The organism is Lentzea sp. NEAU-D7, from assembly GCF_026242055.1.
Lineage (GTDB): Bacteria > Actinomycetota > Actinomycetes > Mycobacteriales > Pseudonocardiaceae > Lentzea.
In genome coordinates, this window is the sequence record NZ_JAPJDL010000014.1 from 170,189 (window position 1) to 186,253 (window position 16,065).

Genomic DNA, 16,065 nt, shown 5'->3' on the forward strand with positions numbered 1-16,065 from the left:
GCGAGACTAGTCGGCGATGTCCGGTTTCAGCGTCGGGTGTCACCCGTTCGGTTCATTGGTAGCAGGGCTTCTCGAACTTGAAGTCCTTCGCAGTCGAGCCGGTGAAGAAGTCCTCCACCAGCGTCACGCCGGTCGGAGCGGCGTCGTCCGGCCGGTAGAGGGTCGACTGGCGGAAGAGGCCGTCCTGCGGCGAAGCGGAGAAGTTGCCCGCACCCGAGGGAAGCATGCCCTCGTAGTCCACCGACGAGAGCTGACGCACGGCGGCGAGCACACCGGCACGCGTCAGGTCCTTGTTCGCCGCGGCCTTCTCGAGCGCGGCCTTGAGCGGGTACGCCCACACCCAGCCCGCGGTGTAGCCGTCGTTCGGCGTCACGCCCGGCAGTGCCGCGCGCATCGCGGTGTGGCCGACGGACTCGGTGCCCCACGACTTCCACGGCGCCGACTGCATGTACAGCGCCTTGATCGCGGGAGCGGCGGGCGACTTCAGCAGACCGGGGTTCCACGTCGGCGAGGTGCCGATGAACTTGCCCTTGTAACCGCGGGCCGCGGCCTGTCCGATGATCACGGCGGCGTCGGTCGGACCGGTCGTCAGGATCACGAGGTCGGGCTTCTTCGACACCACGGCGTCGATCGCACCGCCCTGGTTGTCCTGACCGGCCGTGGTGGTCACGTTCTCGAACGTCAGCCCGCGCTTCTCGGCCGCGATCTTCGTCCCGGCAGCCGCGTCGTCGCCGTAGTCACCAGCGTTGTGCACGGCCATGACGGACTTCACGCCCATCTTCTCGGTGGCGTAGTCGACCGCGTTCATCGACTCGACGCAGTAGTTCGCGCCGGACTCCAGCACGACCTCCTGATGACCCCACAACGAGGTCCAGGACGCGGGCACGGACACCATCGGGGTCTTCTCGAGGTCCGGCAGGATCGCCACGGTGGTGGGCGAGCCCAGCGTCTGCGTCAGCGCGAGGACGCTGCCCTTGATCTCCTGGTAGACCTGGTTGTGGATCTGCGGGTTGTACTTGTTGTCCTTGACGTACTTGGTGACGTCGACCTCGTAGCCGCCGATGCCGCCCTTGTCGTTGACGCGCTTCCAGAACGCCTTCTGCGAGTCCGTGATCGGCACCGCCAGCGTCTTGAACGGGCCCTCGGTGAGGTCCGAGATGGTGCCCAGGTAGATGCAGCCCTTGGACTTGTCGACGGCGTTGGGGCACGCCTCCTTCGTCACGCCGGCGTCGACCTTGATGCCGCCCGCGCCCTCCTGCGGCGCCGCCCCGTCCCCGCCCCGGCACGAGGCGAGAAGTAGCGCCCCTACGAATATTGCTGCAAGTCTCTTACCAGACATGGGGAATCTCTCCTCAGTACGAGAACGGCCAGGTGCGCCAGTAGTTGCGGACGCGGACCCAGATGCCGAACAACCCGCGTGGCTCGACGATGAGGAACACGATGATGAGCACGCCGTAGAGCACGGCTTCCAGCTGGAAGACCGTGATCACGCCGGTCGCGTCACCACTGATGAACGGCAGCACCGCGGGCAGTTCCCTGGTGATGCGTGGCAGCAGAGTGATGAAGAGCGCGCCCATGACCGCTCCGGAGATGGTGCCCGCGCCGCCGATGAGCACCATCGCGATGTACTGCACTGACAACAGCAGGCTGAACGAGCCCGGATCGAAGAACCCGTTCACCACGAACAACAACGCGCCGGCGACACCCGCGTAGAACGAGGACACCGCGAACGCCAGGACCTTGTACTTCGTCAGGTCCACACCGATCACCGACGCGGCCAGGTCCCGGTCCCGCACCGCCGCGAACGCCCGCCCGACCCGCGAGCGCACGAGGTTCCGCGCCAGCACACCGAAGATCACCAGCAGCACGAACATCAGCAGGTACAGCTGCTGCGCCGCCGTGAACAACGCGCTGTCCCGGTCCAGCCGCACCCCGAACAGCTCGGGCACGGCCGCGGGCCGGCCGACACCGGGCCCGCCGGTCAGCGACGTCCACTCCCGGAACACGTGCTCGCCCAGGAAGACCAGTCCCAGCGTCACGATCGCGAGGTAGAGCCCGCGCAACCGCACGGCCACCGGCGCCACCAGGACGCCGAAGAGCGCGGCCACCAGCCCCGAGGCCAGCAGCCAGACCGGCAGCGACGTGATGCCGAAGCCGATCACCCGCCCGGTCTCGGGACCACTGAGAGCGGCGGCCGTGTACGCGCCGATCGCGAGGAAGAACGCGTGGCCCAGCGAGACCTGGCCCGCGTAGCCCGTGACGATGTTCAGCCCGATCGCGCCGATCGCCGCCACGAACCCGGTCGCGAGCAGCTGCAGCAGGTCGTCGGTGATCATGAACGGCAGGACCAGGGCGAGCACGACCAGACCGCCTGACCACGCGCGTTTGGGACGCGTGTTCAGGAAACCCATGTCCTGCCCATATGAGGTGTACAGCTCAGGACGACCCTTCACCTGAGCCTCCGGAGGAAGTCCCGGCCTTCAGGCAGGGAAGGAATCCGGACTGCGTCCCGGCGGAACCGGCGTGGTTCTTGCACGCAATGCACAAGCCGGAGGCCCGGAGGCTGAGTAGTCATGGTGCTCCCGGTAGATTGTGGTTCGTGCGAACGGCGTACAAGTGCCGGGTCTACCCGACCCCCGAACAGGCTGCGGTCGTGACTCGCACGTTCGGGTGTGTTCGACTGGTGTGGAACAAAACCCTCACTGAACGGAGCCGCCGCTACCACACCGAGGGTGCGCGCACGTCCTACCGGGAGACCGATGCCGCACTGACCGCGTGGAAACGCGGCAAGGAACTCGCGTTCCTGTCGGAGGTGTCTTGTGTGCCGTTGCAGCAGACGCTGCGGCATCAGCACACCGCGTTCGGCAACTTCTTCGCCGGACGTGCCCGCTATCCGAGGTTGAAGTCGCGCACTGGCCGCCAGAGCGCGCACTACACCCGCTCGGCATTCCGAATGCGAAACGGCGAGTTGACGCTGGCCAAGACCAGCACACCGCTGCGGTTCGCATGGTCGTTCCACAACGTGGACTTGGCGAAGCTGGACCCTACGATGGTCGTGGTCTCCCGGGAGCCGGACGGACGCTGGTACTTGACGTTCGCCGTGGACGCTGACAAGCCCGCGCCGGCCGAGCCCACCGGGCACGCCGTCGGGGTTGACCTCGGCTTGACCGACTTGCTGGTGACCAGTGACGGTGAGCGGATCGCGAACCCACGGCACCTTGCCCGTAAGGCCCGCAACCTGGCCCGCTACCAACGACGGATGGCCCGCTGCCAGCGCGGCAGCCGCAACCGCCGCCAGGCTCAGACCAAGGTCGCCCGCGCGCATCGCAAGGTCCGCAACGCACGCCAGGACTTCCTGCACCGCACCACCACGGCTCTGGTGCGCTCGGCCGACGTGATCGCGATCGAGGACCTGTCGGTCAGGAACATGGTGCGCAACCGCCACCTCGCCCGCGCCATCTCCGACGCGAGCTGGGGCGAGTTCCGCAGGCAACTGGAGTACAAGTGCAACCGGGCCGGCCGAACTTTCGTGGTGATCGACCGCTGGTTTCCCTCGAGCAAAACCTGTTCGGTCTGCGGCCATGTGCTGGCCGAACTCGCCCTGACCGTCCGGCACTGGACGTGTCCGGGCTGCCGCACCCGGCACGACCGGGACCTCAATGCGGCCAAGAACATCCTTGCGGCTGGTCGAGCCGTAACCCGAGACACTGCCTCGGGTGATGCCTGCGGAGCTGATGTCAGACGGCAAGGGCCCTCCCTTCCGCGATCGGCAGTGAAACAGGAACCCCGTGCCGTGAGGCACAGCTCGTAAGCGCTACCCGCCGCACGGCGGGAGGGAATCCGAGTCCTTCAGGGCGAGGAGAAGTCAAAGCCTTTCCACCTCTCTCTTGCCGAACAGTCCGTACGGTCTGACGAGCAAGACCAGCAGCATCAACGCGTACGGCGCGACGAGCGCGAAGTTCGACCCGAGCCACGGCGCGAAGTCGCCCTGGTAGGTGCCGACGAGCGACTCGACGACACCGACCGCGAGCCCGCCGACCACCGCCCCGCCCAGCGACTCCAGGCCGCCGAGGATGATCGCGGGCAACGCTTTCAGCGCCACGATCCAGAGCTGCTGGTCGACACCGGCGCCCGTGGCCACGAACACGCCTGCGAGAGCGGCGAGCCCTCCCGCCAGCGCCCACGACAGCGCGAACACCGATCCGACGGAGATGCCCTGCGCCAGCGCGACCTCCTGGTCGTAGGCCACCGCCCGCATCGCGAGCCCGATCCGCGAGTAGCGGAAGAACAGGAAGAGCAGCGTCGTCACGACCGCGGTCGTCGCGATCATCACGAGGTAGCGCTGCTGCACCTCGGCTCCGAGGAAGCTGACCGTGTCCAGCCCCCACGGATCACCGACCTGCCGCACGTCGAGACCGATGAACGCGTTGGTGACCACCCTGACCACGACGTCCACGCCGATGGTGATGATCGCGACGACGAACACCGGTTTGCCGACCATCGGCCGCAGCACCGTGCGTTCCACGCCCAGTGCCAGCACCGCGATCACCACGGCGGCGACGAGAACCGCCCCGACGAACGACACCGCGGGCGAGAGGTACGAGACCAGCACCGCGCCTGCCAGCATGAACGCCGGCTGCGCGAAACTGATCACCTGCGTCGACTTGTAGATGATCACGAAGCCGAGCGCGAGCAGCGAGTAGATCGACCCGGTGCCGAGACCCCGGATCAGCGACTGGAGAAACTCATCCATACATGCTCTCCACGAGGTCGTCGAACATCTTGCCCAGCGCGGATCTCTTGACCTTCTGGGTCGCGGTCAGCTCGCCGTCCTCGTGGTCGAGCTCCTTGGGGAACATCCGGAACTTCTTGATCTGCTCGACCGTGGCGAACCTGCCGTTCACCTCGGTCACGATCTTCTGCACCAGCTCCTGGACCTCGGGCTTCTCCGACAGGTCCCGGTAGGTGGTGTAAGTGATCTTTCGTTGCTGCGCCCAGTGGCCGACCGTCTCGTACTCGATGCCGATCAGCGCCACGAGGTAGGCCCGCTGGTCGCCGATCACCACGGCCTCCTTGATGTACGGGGAGGTCTTGAGCGCGTTCTCCAGCTCGGACGGCGAGATGTTCTTGCCGCCCGCCGTGATGATGATGTCCTTCATCCGGTCGGTGATCTTGACGTGCGTGCCGTCGACCCACTCGCCGACGTCGCCGGTGTGCAGCCAGCCGTCGTCCAACACGCGTCGCGTGGACTCGGGATCTCGCCAGTAGCCCGCGAACGTGCCGCCGTGCCTGGTGAGGATCTCGCCGGTCTCCTCGTCGATGCGCAGCTCGATGCCGGGCTGCGGTTCGCCGACCGTGCCGATCTTCACCCGCCCCGGCCGGTTTCCCGTTGCCACGGCGGTGTTCTCGGTCATGCCGTAGACCTCGTGCATGGGCACCCCGATGCCCATGAAGAACTTCAGCACGTCCGGGGCGATCGGCGCGGCACCCGAGGCCGCGTACCGGACGTGCCGCATGCCGATCCTGGCCTTCAGCGCGCGGAAGCAGAACAGCCAGCCCAGCGCGTAGACGATCCTGCTGCTCGCGGTGTGCCTGCCGCCGGTCCTCACCAGCGTCTCGCCGAGGCTCTCGGCCCTGCGCAGCCAGAACCTGGTCGTCGTTCGCTTGAGCCAGGACGCCGACGACACGCCGATGGTGACGCCGGCCAGCACCTTCTCCCAGATGCGGGGCACGCCGAACAGGATCGTGGGCTGCACCTCGCGCAGGTTCGGCTGCACCGTCTCGATCGACTCGGCGAAGTGCACCTGCACGCCGCTGGCCGCGCTGAACCACGTCGTGAAGATGCGTTCGGCGACGTGGCACAGCGGCAGGTAGGACAGCGTGACGTCGGCGGAGGACGGCGGTGGTGAGGTGAACCCGCCGCCCTCCACCAGCACGTGGACGGCGAACTCGACGTTCGCCACGGTGAGCATCGCGCCCTTGGGCGGGCCGGTGGTGCCGGAGGTGTAGATCAGCGTCATGACGTCGTCGGGTTCGACGGCCGCCATGCGTTCGGCGAGCTCCTCGGGGAACGAGTCGCGGTGCTGGGCGCCGAGCGCCAGGAAGTCCTCCCAGGCCAGCAGTTTCGGGTTGTCGTAGCGGCCCTTGATGCCCCGCGGCTCGACGTAGACGATCCATTCCAGGTCGGGGGTGTCCTCCAGCACCAGCAGCGCCTTGTCGACCTGTTCCTGGTCCTCGGCGATCAGGATCCGCGAGCCCGAGTGGGACAGGAGGTAGGCGACCTCGGACGCGGGGTTGGTCGGGTAGAGCCCGACGGTGATGCCCCGGGCGGCGACGACGCCGAGGTCGGCGTAGAGCCATTCGCGGCGGTTCTCGGAGTGGATCGCCACCCGTTCCCCCGGCTGCAGGCCCAGCGCGAGCAGCGCGTGGCCGACCAGTTCGACGTTCGCCCAGTAGCCGGACCAGCTGACCTCCTGCCAGATGCCGAAGTCCTTGGCGCGCAGCGCGATCTGGCCGGGCGTGCGCTCGGCGCGGTCCTTCACGCGCGTGACCACGGTCGTGGTCGTCGTCGGTGTGGTCATGGCGTCACGCTCTTGTGCTGCTCGCCGAGGTACGCGCGGATGACGTCGGGGTCCTGCTGCACCTCCGCGGGCGTGCCGGTGCGGATCGGGCGGCCGAAGTCCATGACCATCACGCGGTCTGCCAGGTCCATCACGAGACCCATGTCGTGCTCCACCATGATCATCGGGATGTTGAGCTCCTCCCGGACGTCGAGGATGAACCGGGCCATGTCCTCGGTCTCCTCGACGTTCATGCCGGCGACCGGCTCGTCGAGGAGCAGGAGCTTGGGCTCCATCGCGAGCGCCCTGCCCAGTTCGACGCGCTTCTGCACGCCGTAGGGCAGCAGCCCGACCGGGAACCGGCGCCACTGCTCCAGTTCCAGGAAGTCGATGACCTCCTCGACCGCGGCCCTGTTCTTCAGCTCCTCGGCGCGCGGCTTGCCGAGCCAGAACAACGCGGACAGCGCGCCGTACCGCATGTGGTTGTGGCGGCCGAGCATGAGGTTGTCGACGACGGTGAGGTGGGAGAACAGCTCGATGTTCTGGAACGTGCGGGCCATGCCCTGCGCGGCGATGCGGTGCGGCCGCATGCCGATCAGGTCGAGGTCGCGGAACCGCACGGTGCCCTCCTGCGGCCGGTAGACGCCGCTCAGGACGTTGAAGATGGACGTCTTGCCGGCGCCGTTCGGGCCGATGACGGCGAAGAGCTCGCCCTCGCCGACCTCGAACGACACCCCGTCGACCGCCACGACCCCGTCGAACGCGAGCCGGACGTCCTCGACCCGCAGCACGGCGGTGGACGGCTTCTCCGCCGAGGTACGCACGTCGGCACTCATGACAGCCACCGCTTCCTGCGCTTGTAGTGCTTGACCGCACGGAACGAGGAGGTGCCGAGGCCGAGATAGAACTCGCGGATGTCGTCGTCGGCGAGAAGTGCCTCCGCCGGCTTGTCCATGACGACCTTGCCGGTCTCCAGCACGTAGCCGTGGTCGGCGATGGAGAGCGCCATGCTGGCGTTCTGCTCGACCAGCAGCACCGTGGTGCCCTGTTCGTTGATCTTCACGACGAGGTCGCGGATCTGCTGGACGAGCAACGGCGCGAGGCCGAGGCTGGGTTCGTCCAGCAGGAGGTAGGACGGTTCCGACATCAGCGCCCGCCCGATCGAGAGCATCTGCTGCTCGCCACCGGACAGGTAGCCAGCGCTTTGTCTTCGCCGTTCCAGCAGCCGCGGGAAGAGCTCGTAGCAGCGGTCCAGGTTCTGCTTGAGCCGCTTGGGTCTCGCGTGGCCGCCGACCTTGAGGTTCTCCTCGACGGTCAGTTCGGACAGGATCCGGCGGCCCTCCAGGGCCTGTTTGATGCCTCGATCCGCGATCTTCGCTGGTGAGAGGCGGTGGATCGGTTCACCGTCGAGCGTGATCGAGCCCTTGGTGACCTTGCCGTCGTGCACGTCGAGCAGGCCGCTGAAGGCCCTCATCAGGGTCGTCTTGCCCGCTCCGTTCGCACCGAGCAGCGCCACGACCTTGCCCTGGGGCACCTGCAGGCTCACGCCCCGGAGCACCAGCATCACGTCGTCGTAGACAACCTCGAGGTTGTTCGCTTCGAGCACCAGCGCCTCCTAGGGGCCCCTGACATACCGCGCAGTATGCCGCCCGTGAGACTTGGATCACAGAGCGCTTTGACCACTGCGGGCGATTTCGTGATGTGCGGATGGCGAGCGGTTCGACACTCTGCGTGACAGTCCACAGTGGACACTTATCGGATGTGTAACGCCGCGTTGCTCGGGTACTCACCTTCCGACACCAATCGAAGGAGGAGGTTTCGTGACCACCATTGAGAAGTCGGTGGACGTCCACGTGCCCGTGAGCACGGCTTACAACCAGTGGACCCAGTTCGAATCCTTCCCGGCGTTCATGGACGGGGTCGAGAAGATCGACCAGATCACGCCGACGAGGACCCACTGGACCACGAAGATCGGCGGGGTCGTCCGCGAGTTCGACGCGGAGATCACCGAGCAGCACGCGGACGAGCGAGTCGCGTGGACCACGGTCGACGGACCGCCGCAGGGTGGCGTGGTGACGTTCCACCGCCTGGACAACGACACGACCCGAGTGCACCTCCAGATGGAGTACGAACCGGAGACCATCACCGAGAAGGCCGGAGCGGCGCTGGGCGTCGTCGGCCACCGGATCGAGGGTGACCTGAAGCGGTTCAAGGAGTTCATCGAGAACCGGGGCGCCGAGACGGGCGCCTGGCGAGGCGACGTGACGCCGCCGCCCCAGGTCTGATCGCGGTGCACGTTGACGCCAGACCAGCACGCGGCGTTCGAGGAACTCGCCCGCACCAGCCGTGACTCGCCGCGTTACTACGTGTTGCGGGACCAACTGGTGCGCGAGTACCTCCCCCTCGCCCGGCACATCGCCCGCCGCTTCAGCGAACGCGGCGAGCCCATGGAAGATCTCGCGCAGGTGGCGGCGGTCGGACTGATCAACGCCATCGACCGGTTCGACGTGTCACGGCAGACGGACTTCCTGTCCTACGCCGTGCCGACGATCACGGGCGAGGTGCGGCGTCACTTCCGTGACCAGTGCTGGGCGGTGCGCGTGCCCCGCAGGCTGAAGGAGCTGTGCGACGCCATCGACGGCGCGACCGCCGAGCTCTCGCACAAGACCGGGCGGTCTCCCACCCCCTCGGAGATCGCCCGGCACCTCGGGGTGTCGCTCAGCGACGTCTACGAGGGCCTGCGCATCGAGAAGAACGTCGCGTTCGCGCCTCTCGACTCACTGGAGAGCTCGACCGTCGACGATCCAGCGCTGGAAGGCGTGGAGATCCACGAGGCCCTGCAGCCGATGCTGCGGGGCCTTCCGCGCCGGGAGAGGACCATCGTGGTCCTGCGCTTCTTCGGCCGGCTGACCCAGACGGAGATCGCCCGCCGGGTGGGCATCTCGCAGATGCACGTGTCGCGCCTGCTCACCAAGTCCCTCGAGCAGCTGCGGCACGACTTGCTGGCGGAGGAGTGAAATGAGCGAGCGGGAATGCCGGGTTCTGGCGATACTGGGTTCATGAACCGGTTGCGGTGGCCCCAGAAGCTGGCGATCGGCACCGGGGTCCTGCTGGTGCTGTGGGGCGTGGCCGGGTTCTTCGTGACCGGCTTCTCGTCGTTCGCGGGCGAGGCCGGCACCTGGGTGCTCGGTCTGCGCGTCAACCCGCTGCAGAACGTCATCCACCTGGTCTTCGGCGCGGCCCTGCTGTTCGCGGTGCCGCGCCTGAAGGCGCTCAGCGGCACCGGACTGCTGCTGGCGGTGCTGTTCCTGGTGATGTTCGGGCTCGGCCTGGCCCGCTACGACGGCGAGGTCGTGAACTTCCTCAACGTCAACCCCGGTTCGAACGCGCTGCACTTCTTCGCCGGGTTCGCCTCGCTGGCGACGGCGCAGGGCGCGGCGTGGTGCCGTCAGTGCGACCGCGCCGCCGCCTCCGCCGTCAAGCCTGCTTGAGCAGTTTCCGCACGGCCCGTTCGGGGTCACCGCCGCCGATGACTTTGCCGTGCTCGAACGCCTCCACCAGGCGCGGATCCACGTAGGACTTCCTCGCCACGGACGGCGTGTTGCCGAGGTCCTGCGCGACCTCCTTCATCACCGCGCTGATCGCGCGCTTAGACGGCTTGCCGCGTTCGCGCAGTGCCTGCGCGAACGCCTGGGCGGCGAAGACCGTGGCGTGCCAGGTGCGGAGGTCCTTCACGCTGAACTCGTCGCCGACCAGTTCGCGGAAGCGTTCGTTGACGTCGTCGGCGGTGAGGTCGAAGACGCGGCAGTCCGGCGTCCGGTCGTGCAGCAGCGACCGGACGGCCCTCGCGAGCGCGCGGTCGGTGACCTCGTGGTCGACCTGGACACCGTGCTTGGCGGGGAACCGGAAGCGGACCCTGTCCCCGGTGACAGAGAGGTGCTCGCAGAGCAGGGTCGCGACGCCGTGCGTGCCGTTCTCCTCGGCGTACTCCTCGTGGCCGACGCGGAAGACGCCGAGGTCGAGCATCCGCAGCGCGATGGCGAGCAGCCGCCTCCGCCCGCGCGACCTCATGTCCTTCTCGATCTGCTCGCGGAACTTCCCGAGCTTCGGGGCGAGCTCCAGCACGCGGGCGAACTTCTCCGTGTCGCGGTCGGCCCGCCACTTGTCGTGGTAGAGGTACTGGCGGCGGCCGGCGTCGTCGTACCCGACGGCCTGGATGTGGCCGTTCGGGTGCGGTGAGATCCAGACGTCGCGCCAGGCGGGTGGGATGACGAGGGCCTTCACCCGCTCGACGTCGCTCGCGGACAGCGGCCCGCCGTCGGCGTCGAGGTACCGGAAGCCCTTGCCGTGCCTGCGCCGCGTCCAGCCCGGACCTGCGGTGATGCTCCGCCGCAGTCTCATCTGGACACCCCGGGATTGATCAGCATGGAACGCGGGTACCCGCTCGCCGATGAATCACTACACGGTCGGTGTGGAACAGGAGTTCCTCCTCGTGGATCCCGATTCGCGGCGGCCGGTGGCACTGGCACCCCGGGTCAGGGAGATCTCCCGCGCGCCAGGGGACCTCGACGTGCAGGGCGAGCTCACCCCGTTCCAGATCGAGATCGCCACCGGCGTCACCTCCTCGTTCGACGAGCTGTCCGAGCAGGTCCGGCTCGGCCGCCGGGTGCTCGTGGACGCCGCCGACGAGGCCGGGTGCCGCCTCGTGGCGACGGGCATGCCGCCGATCGGCGAAGCCGGGCCCCCTCCCGGATCGGATGACCCCCGCTATCACCGGATCGAGTACTCCCATCGACGGCTCGTGACCGGAACGGGTGCCTGCGGACTGCACGTCCACGTGGGCGTCTCCTCCGAGGCCGAAGCGCTGGAGGCCTCGAACAAGCTGCGGGCGTGGTTGCCGACGTTGCTCGCGCTGAGCGCGAACTCCCCGTACTACCAGGGAGAGGACACCGGGTACGCCAGCTGGCGGTCGATGGTGTGGTCGCGGTGGCCGGTGAGCGGGCCGCCGCCGTTCTGGCACGGCCCCGCCGACTACGACCGGGCCGTCGAGGCGCTGATCAGCTCGGAAGCGTTGATGGACAGGGCGATGGTGTACTGGGACGTCCGCCCGTCCGCCGATCATCCGACGGTCGAGGTGCGCGTCGCGGACATCCCGCAGCTGGCAACGGAAGTCGCGGTCCTGGCCGAGCTGATCCGGGCACTCGTCGTGACGGAACCCTCCGAACAGCGGGTGGACGACTCCGTGCTGCGGGCGGCATATTGGCGGGCGTCGCGCGACGGGGTCGACGGACTGGCCGCCGATCCACACACCGGAAAACTCTCCCCCGCGTTCGACCGGGCGGTGTCGCTCGTGGAGCACGTCTCAGTCGCGCTGCGCGAACGCGGCACTCTGTCTACTGTGGAGCAGCAGTTGGACTGGTTGCGCCACAACGGCTGCGGTGCCGCTCGGCAACGACGCTGCCCGGACCCCGAGTCCCTTGTGGACATGCTGATCGCCCGAACGCGTGAGGAAACCTGATGCGCCTCCCCGCTCCCCGCGGCCACATGAGCTCAGCCCTGGTCACAGCGCTGCGCCAGCCGCCTTCGCCGCGGCCCGCGCTGCTCGTCAGCGGCGGCACCAGGGAAGCCTGGCAGGACGACGACCTGCAGCTGTCGCTGTGGATCTGCTACGAGCTGCGGATGCGCGGCTTCGACGACGTCGCCACCGGCTGGGAGGACCACCCGGCGCTGGCCCAGTTCCACGCGGCGCTGGAAGCCCGCTGGGAGGAGGCGCTGCGGTCGCTGACCGAGGTCACCTCACCCGCGGTGCTGTCGGACGAGGGTCGCGCCGAGCTGGACCGGCACCACGCGTTCTGGCAGCCGCGCCGCGAGATGCGCTCGGTGCTGCGCGACATCCACGGCGACGCCTACGGCACGCGGTCGGCGCGCACCCATTCGGTGCTGTTCACCGTGACGCTGCGCGACCTGGACCCGTTCGCCGGCGTGGAGGACATGCCCGCCCCGACTCTCGCACTGGCGAACGCGCTGTCGCTGTTCGGCCTGCACCGGCGACTCGTCGGGGCCCTCGTCGGCTTCCTGACCGCGGTCGACACGATCGGTGGCGATCCGTTCGCGCAGCTGCTGCCCGTCCAGTGCCCGCCCGAGGACGTCCGCCTCGGCTTCACCGCGTGCCACGAACTGCACGCCCGCCTCACCCAGCACGTCCACTCCTCGCTGCGGGCGGGCCGCACCTCGTTGAGGGGCCGTCGACCGCAGCTTTCCGGCCGGGCTAACGTGGGGTGCTGACAGCTGACGAAGGAGATCACGTGCCTGACCCCACTGCTCTGGCCACCGTGGTCGTCGACCGGCTCACCCCCGACGTTGTCGTGCTGCGTGTGTCCGGTGAACTCGACACCACCTCGAGCGGTTCGCTGACGGGCCCGCTGGAGAGCCACGTGACGGAAGGCCTGCGGGCCGTCGTGGTGGACCTCGGCGGGGTACGGTTCCTGGGGTCCGCCGGCCTGGAGGCCCTGGTCCTGGGGCAGCAGCGCGCGGCGAAGACCGGCGTCGAGTTCGTGGTGGTCGCGTCGACCCGGGCCGCGTTGCGTCCCATCGAGGCGACCGGGCTCGACGCGGTGTTCACGATCGCGAGGTCGGTGGACGAGGCGGCGCAGCGGTACTCGTCCTGATCACCAGGGCGGTGCCCGTCGCGTCGAAGTAGGCGCCGGTCGGACCGTCCTGTCCGATCTGCGCCATCCTCACGATGGCGGCGGCGTCCTGCTCGACGGCGTTGATCCGCATCCGGGGGAACGTCTTCGCGTACTGCACGGTGACGAGGTTGACCGCCGCGGCGGACGGCGAGTCCAGGGGGCCGCTGACGTTCACCACGACGGCGGAAGCGGACCGTTCCAGCAGCGGCAGGTAGGTCTGCAGGACGCGCGCGGTGCTCTCGACGGCCGCCTCGAACGTCTCCTCCCCGGCTCCGCCGGTGTTGACGAGCACGTCGAGCGAGTCCAGGGACTCGGCCGAGGCGCCGTCGAGTGGCGCGAACCGGACGGTGTGACCGGCGTGGACGAGCCGGCGCGCGACCTCCGCGTCCTCGTCCGCGCCGGTGATCAGCACAGCAGCCATGCGTCCCACGCTATTCCTGACCGATGTCCTCGTACCAGAGCTCAGGGCGTTCGGCGATGAACGTCGTCATCAGCTCGATCAGCGCCGGGTCCTCGACGACCGTGATGCCGACGCCGTGCTCCGCCAGCCAGTCGTGCCCGCCGTGGAACGTCGTGGCCTCGCCGATCAGGACGTTCGAGATGCCGAACTGGCGGACCAGGCCGCTGCAGTACCAGCACGGCGACAGGGTGGTGACCATCGTCGTGCCGCGATAGCCGCGCTGGCGGCCCGCGTTGCGGAAGGCCGAGGTCTCCGCGTGCATCGAGGCGTCGCCGTCCTGCACGCGGCGGTTGTGGCCCCGGCCCAGCAGACGGCCGTCGCCGTCGAAGAGTGCCGCGCCGATGGGGATCCCGCCCTCGGCGAGTCCCATCCGCGCCTCTTCGACGGCGACGGCGAGCATGTCTTCAGCAGTCATGCATCGACGCTACTTCGTTTTGAACAACTTCACCGTCATGGACGTGCCGCTCTGCCGGAGAACCTTCAGGCCGGCTCCGGCGGCCGGCAGCTTCAGGGCCCGCGCCGCGGACGTAGGACGCCTTGCCGTTGATGTGCAACGTGAAGAAGTCCGACGAGCTGCGTCCAGCTGCCGTCCTCATTGGACGCCTCGACGTACACGTCCTGCCGCCTTCGAAGGGAGCGTCGTAGTCGAAGTGGTCCCACTGGTCGTACTCGGCCAGCGACTCCTTGATCTGCCCGGTGGTACGGCCCGCGGCCTTCTGGTCGGCGAGCGCCTGCTGCTTCTCGGGCCGCCGACACGTCCGAAGGTCGGTTGTCCGCGGGAGGTGTTGACCGAGTACTCAGTACGCCGGGAAAGTGGTGGATTCCGTTCCCCGACGTGTCGGGAGGTCGACAGTGTCGTCGATGCAGATCGGAGTGAGCAGGCCGCCGCTCGACGTGGCGGACCTGCCGGAACCGGAGAAGGTGTTCGAGGTCCGCAAGATCGGGCCTGTCCAGGTGGTCCAGTTCGTCATCGGCCCGAGCCTCATCGCGCTCGGCATCTCGGTGGGCAGCGGCGAGTGGCTGCTCGGCCCGCAGGCGGTCGGGAAGTTCGGCTTCGTCGGCATCGGCTGGGTGATCACGGTGTCGGCGTTGCTGCAGACGTTCTACAACGTGGAGATCGCCCGGTACGTCATGGCCACGGGCGAGACGCCGGTCGTCGGCTGGGGCCGGGTACCGCCCGGCTGGAAGTTCTGGGTCCCGGTGTCCCTGGGGGTGTTCTACTTCGCGTTCATCTTCGGCGGCTGGGCGGCGGGCGCCGGACAGGGGCTCTTCGCGCTGATCGCGGGCCGCGGCTACCGCCCCGACGAGATCGAGTACGTGCGGCTGCTCGCGATCGGCCTGCTCGTCGTGGTCTTCCTGATCACGGCGGCCGCCCGCAAGGTGTCGAGGGCCCTGGAGCTGACGAACTGGGTGCTGGTCGGTTCGTTGCTGCTGGTGATGATCGTCGTGACGCTCGCGGTCGTGCCGTTCTCCGTGTGGTCGGAAGGCGTTCGCGGCCTCGTGACCCCGGCCGCGCCCCCGGAGGGCATCACGGCGACGCAGCTCGGCGGCCTGGCCGGCTTCACGGCGCTGGCGTCCGGGCTGAACTGGTACGCGATGAGCCACTACCGCGACAAGGGGTACGGCATGGGCCACCACGTCGGGTTCATCGCGGGCATGCGCGGCGGCAAGCAGGAGCTGCGCCCGGTCGGGGTGACCTTTGTGGACACCCCGGAGAACGCCTCGCTGTGGCGCCGCTGGTACCGGTTGCTGCTGATCGACCAGTGGGCCGTGTTCTTCGTCGGCGCGATGCTCGGCATGCTGCTCCCCACCGTGCTGATGGCCCACCTCGTCACGGTGTCCGGTCAGCAGCCGACGGCGGCGAACGTGCCGACGTTCTCCGCCGAACAGCTCGGGCTGCTCTACGGCCAGGGCATGTTCTACCTGATGCTCGTGGTCGGGGTGCTGGTGCTGTTCTCCACGCAGCTCGGCATCTTCGAGGCGCTGGTGCGCAACTTCACCGACGCCGTGCACGCCGTCTCACCCCGGCTGCGGCGCCGCATCGAGGACGACCCGCGCCGGTTCTACTACCCGTTCATGCTGGTGGTGCTGGCGGTCATCGCCGGCGCGCTGCACCTCGCGCTGCCCGTGGAGCTCGTGCAGATCTCGGCGAACATGTCGAACCTGGGCGCGCTGATGTTCCCGTTCGCGTTGATGTACCTGAACTCCCGGCTGCCGCGCCCGGCCAGGCCCCGGTGGTGGCACCACGTGGTGCTGGTGCTGAACGTGGTGTTCTTCGGGTTCTTCTTCGTGAACTTCGTCCACGAGTTCTTCACGGGAGGCCCGCTGGTGCGCTTCTGACGCCTCACCGCGCCGG

The 16,065-nt window shown here is 68.3% G+C and carries 17 protein-coding genes; 8 read left to right on the forward strand and 9 right to left on the reverse strand.

Annotated elements, in window-relative coordinates; all coding sequences use genetic code 11:
- Positions 1-52: 52 nt before the first annotated feature.
- Positions 53-1,339, reverse strand: coding sequence for an ABC transporter substrate-binding protein (locus tag ORI60_RS26895; RefSeq protein ID WP_266040781.1), 1,287 nt, complete (start codon positions 1,337-1,339; stop codon positions 53-55).
- Between the two features lie 13 nt (positions 1,340-1,352).
- Positions 1,353-2,453 carry a branched-chain amino acid ABC transporter permease gene (locus ORI60_RS26900; RefSeq protein WP_266040782.1) on the reverse strand — a complete coding sequence of 367 codons (1,101 nt, stop codon included), beginning with the start codon at positions 2,451-2,453 and terminating at the stop codon, positions 1,353-1,355.
- 146 nt (positions 2,454-2,599) lie between these two features.
- Between ORI60_RS26900 and ORI60_RS26905 the strand changes: the two genes are divergently transcribed.
- Positions 2,600-3,811: an RNA-guided endonuclease InsQ/TnpB family protein gene (locus tag ORI60_RS26905; RefSeq protein ID WP_266040783.1), complete on the forward strand. Its 1,212-nt coding sequence runs from the start codon at positions 2,600-2,602 to the stop codon at positions 3,809-3,811.
- A 54-nt stretch (positions 3,812-3,865) separates the two neighbouring features.
- Here ORI60_RS26905 and ORI60_RS26910 read toward each other — a convergent pair whose 3' ends face one another.
- Genes ORI60_RS26910 through ORI60_RS26925 form a run of 4 tightly spaced genes read right to left on the reverse strand, consistent with a single transcriptional unit; the run spans position 3,866 to position 8,169 of the window.
- Positions 3,866-4,753 (reverse strand): branched-chain amino acid ABC transporter permease, encoded by an 888-nt coding sequence (locus ORI60_RS26910; RefSeq protein WP_266040784.1) that lies wholly within the window; start codon positions 4,751-4,753, stop codon positions 3,866-3,868.
- A complete protein-coding gene (locus tag ORI60_RS26915) occupies positions 4,746-6,581 on the reverse strand; it encodes an AMP-dependent synthetase/ligase (protein ID WP_266040785.1) in 1,836 nt (611 codons plus the stop codon). Before ORI60_RS26915 ends, ORI60_RS26910 begins: the two co-directional genes overlap by 8 nt.
- Positions 6,578-7,396, reverse strand: a complete 819-nt coding sequence (locus ORI60_RS26920; protein ID WP_266040786.1) for an ABC transporter ATP-binding protein — start codon at positions 7,394-7,396, stop codon at positions 6,578-6,580. The genes ORI60_RS26915 and ORI60_RS26920 overlap by 4 nt, the downstream gene beginning before the upstream one ends.
- Positions 7,393-8,169, reverse strand: coding sequence for an ABC transporter ATP-binding protein (locus tag ORI60_RS26925; RefSeq protein ID WP_416234496.1), 777 nt, complete (start codon positions 8,167-8,169; stop codon positions 7,393-7,395). The genes ORI60_RS26920 and ORI60_RS26925 overlap by 4 nt, the downstream gene beginning before the upstream one ends.
- A 211-nt stretch (positions 8,170-8,380) precedes the next feature.
- On the opposite strand from ORI60_RS26925, the gene ORI60_RS26930 reads away from it, so the two are divergent.
- From ORI60_RS26930 to ORI60_RS26940, 3 genes are read left to right on the forward strand one after another with little or no spacing between them, the layout of a single operon-like run.
- Positions 8,381-8,845: an SRPBCC family protein gene (locus ORI60_RS26930; protein ID WP_266040788.1), complete on the forward strand. Its 465-nt coding sequence runs from the start codon at positions 8,381-8,383 to the stop codon at positions 8,843-8,845.
- A 12-nt stretch (positions 8,846-8,857) separates the two neighbouring features.
- Positions 8,858-9,577 carry a SigB/SigF/SigG family RNA polymerase sigma factor gene (locus tag ORI60_RS26935; RefSeq protein WP_266040789.1) on the forward strand — a complete coding sequence of 240 codons (720 nt, stop codon included), beginning with the start codon at positions 8,858-8,860 and terminating at the stop codon, positions 9,575-9,577.
- Positions 9,578-9,619: 42 nt separating this feature from the next.
- Positions 9,620-10,051, forward strand: a complete 432-nt coding sequence (locus ORI60_RS26940; protein WP_266040790.1) for a DUF4383 domain-containing protein — start codon at positions 9,620-9,622, stop codon at positions 10,049-10,051.
- Here ORI60_RS26940 and ORI60_RS26945 read toward each other — a convergent pair.
- Positions 10,038-10,961, reverse strand: coding sequence for a DNA topoisomerase IB (locus tag ORI60_RS26945; protein WP_266040791.1), 924 nt, complete (start codon positions 10,959-10,961; stop codon positions 10,038-10,040). The two genes, ORI60_RS26940 and ORI60_RS26945, sit on opposite strands and share 14 nt — an antisense overlap.
- A 49-nt stretch (positions 10,962-11,010) precedes the next feature.
- On the opposite strand from ORI60_RS26945, the gene ORI60_RS26950 reads away from it, so the two are divergent.
- Genes ORI60_RS26950 through ORI60_RS26960 form a run of 3 tightly spaced genes read left to right on the forward strand, consistent with a single transcriptional unit; the run spans position 11,011 to position 13,228 of the window.
- Positions 11,011-12,078 carry a carboxylate-amine ligase gene (locus ORI60_RS26950; protein WP_266040792.1) on the forward strand — a complete coding sequence of 356 codons (1,068 nt, stop codon included), beginning with the start codon at positions 11,011-11,013 and terminating at the stop codon, positions 12,076-12,078.
- A complete protein-coding gene (locus ORI60_RS26955; protein ID WP_266040793.1) occupies positions 12,078-12,845 on the forward strand; it encodes an iron-containing redox enzyme family protein in 768 nt (255 codons plus the stop codon). The genes ORI60_RS26950 and ORI60_RS26955 overlap by 1 nt, the downstream gene beginning before the upstream one ends.
- Before the next feature lie 20 nt (positions 12,846-12,865).
- Complete coding sequence (locus tag ORI60_RS26960; protein ID WP_266040794.1) at positions 12,866-13,228, forward strand: STAS domain-containing protein; 363 nt, start codon at positions 12,866-12,868, stop codon at positions 13,226-13,228.
- Here the strand turns inward: ORI60_RS26960 and ORI60_RS26965 are convergent.
- Both ORI60_RS26965 and ORI60_RS26970 read right to left on the reverse strand, forming a co-directional pair.
- Positions 13,179-13,670, reverse strand: a complete 492-nt coding sequence (locus tag ORI60_RS26965; protein ID WP_266040795.1) for a hypothetical protein — start codon at positions 13,668-13,670, stop codon at positions 13,179-13,181. The genes ORI60_RS26960 and ORI60_RS26965 overlap by 50 nt on opposite strands.
- Positions 13,671-13,680: 10 nt before the next feature.
- On the reverse strand, positions 13,681-14,124 hold the full coding sequence (locus ORI60_RS26970; protein WP_266040796.1) for a nucleoside deaminase: 444 nt from the start codon (positions 14,122-14,124) through the stop codon (positions 13,681-13,683).
- A gap of 446 nt (positions 14,125-14,570) precedes the next feature.
- On the opposite strand from ORI60_RS26970, the gene ORI60_RS26975 reads away from it, so the two are divergent.
- Positions 14,571-16,049, forward strand: a complete 1,479-nt coding sequence (locus tag ORI60_RS26975) for an Nramp family divalent metal transporter (RefSeq protein ID WP_266040797.1) — start codon at positions 14,571-14,573, stop codon at positions 16,047-16,049.
- Positions 16,050-16,065: the final 16 nt, after the last annotated feature.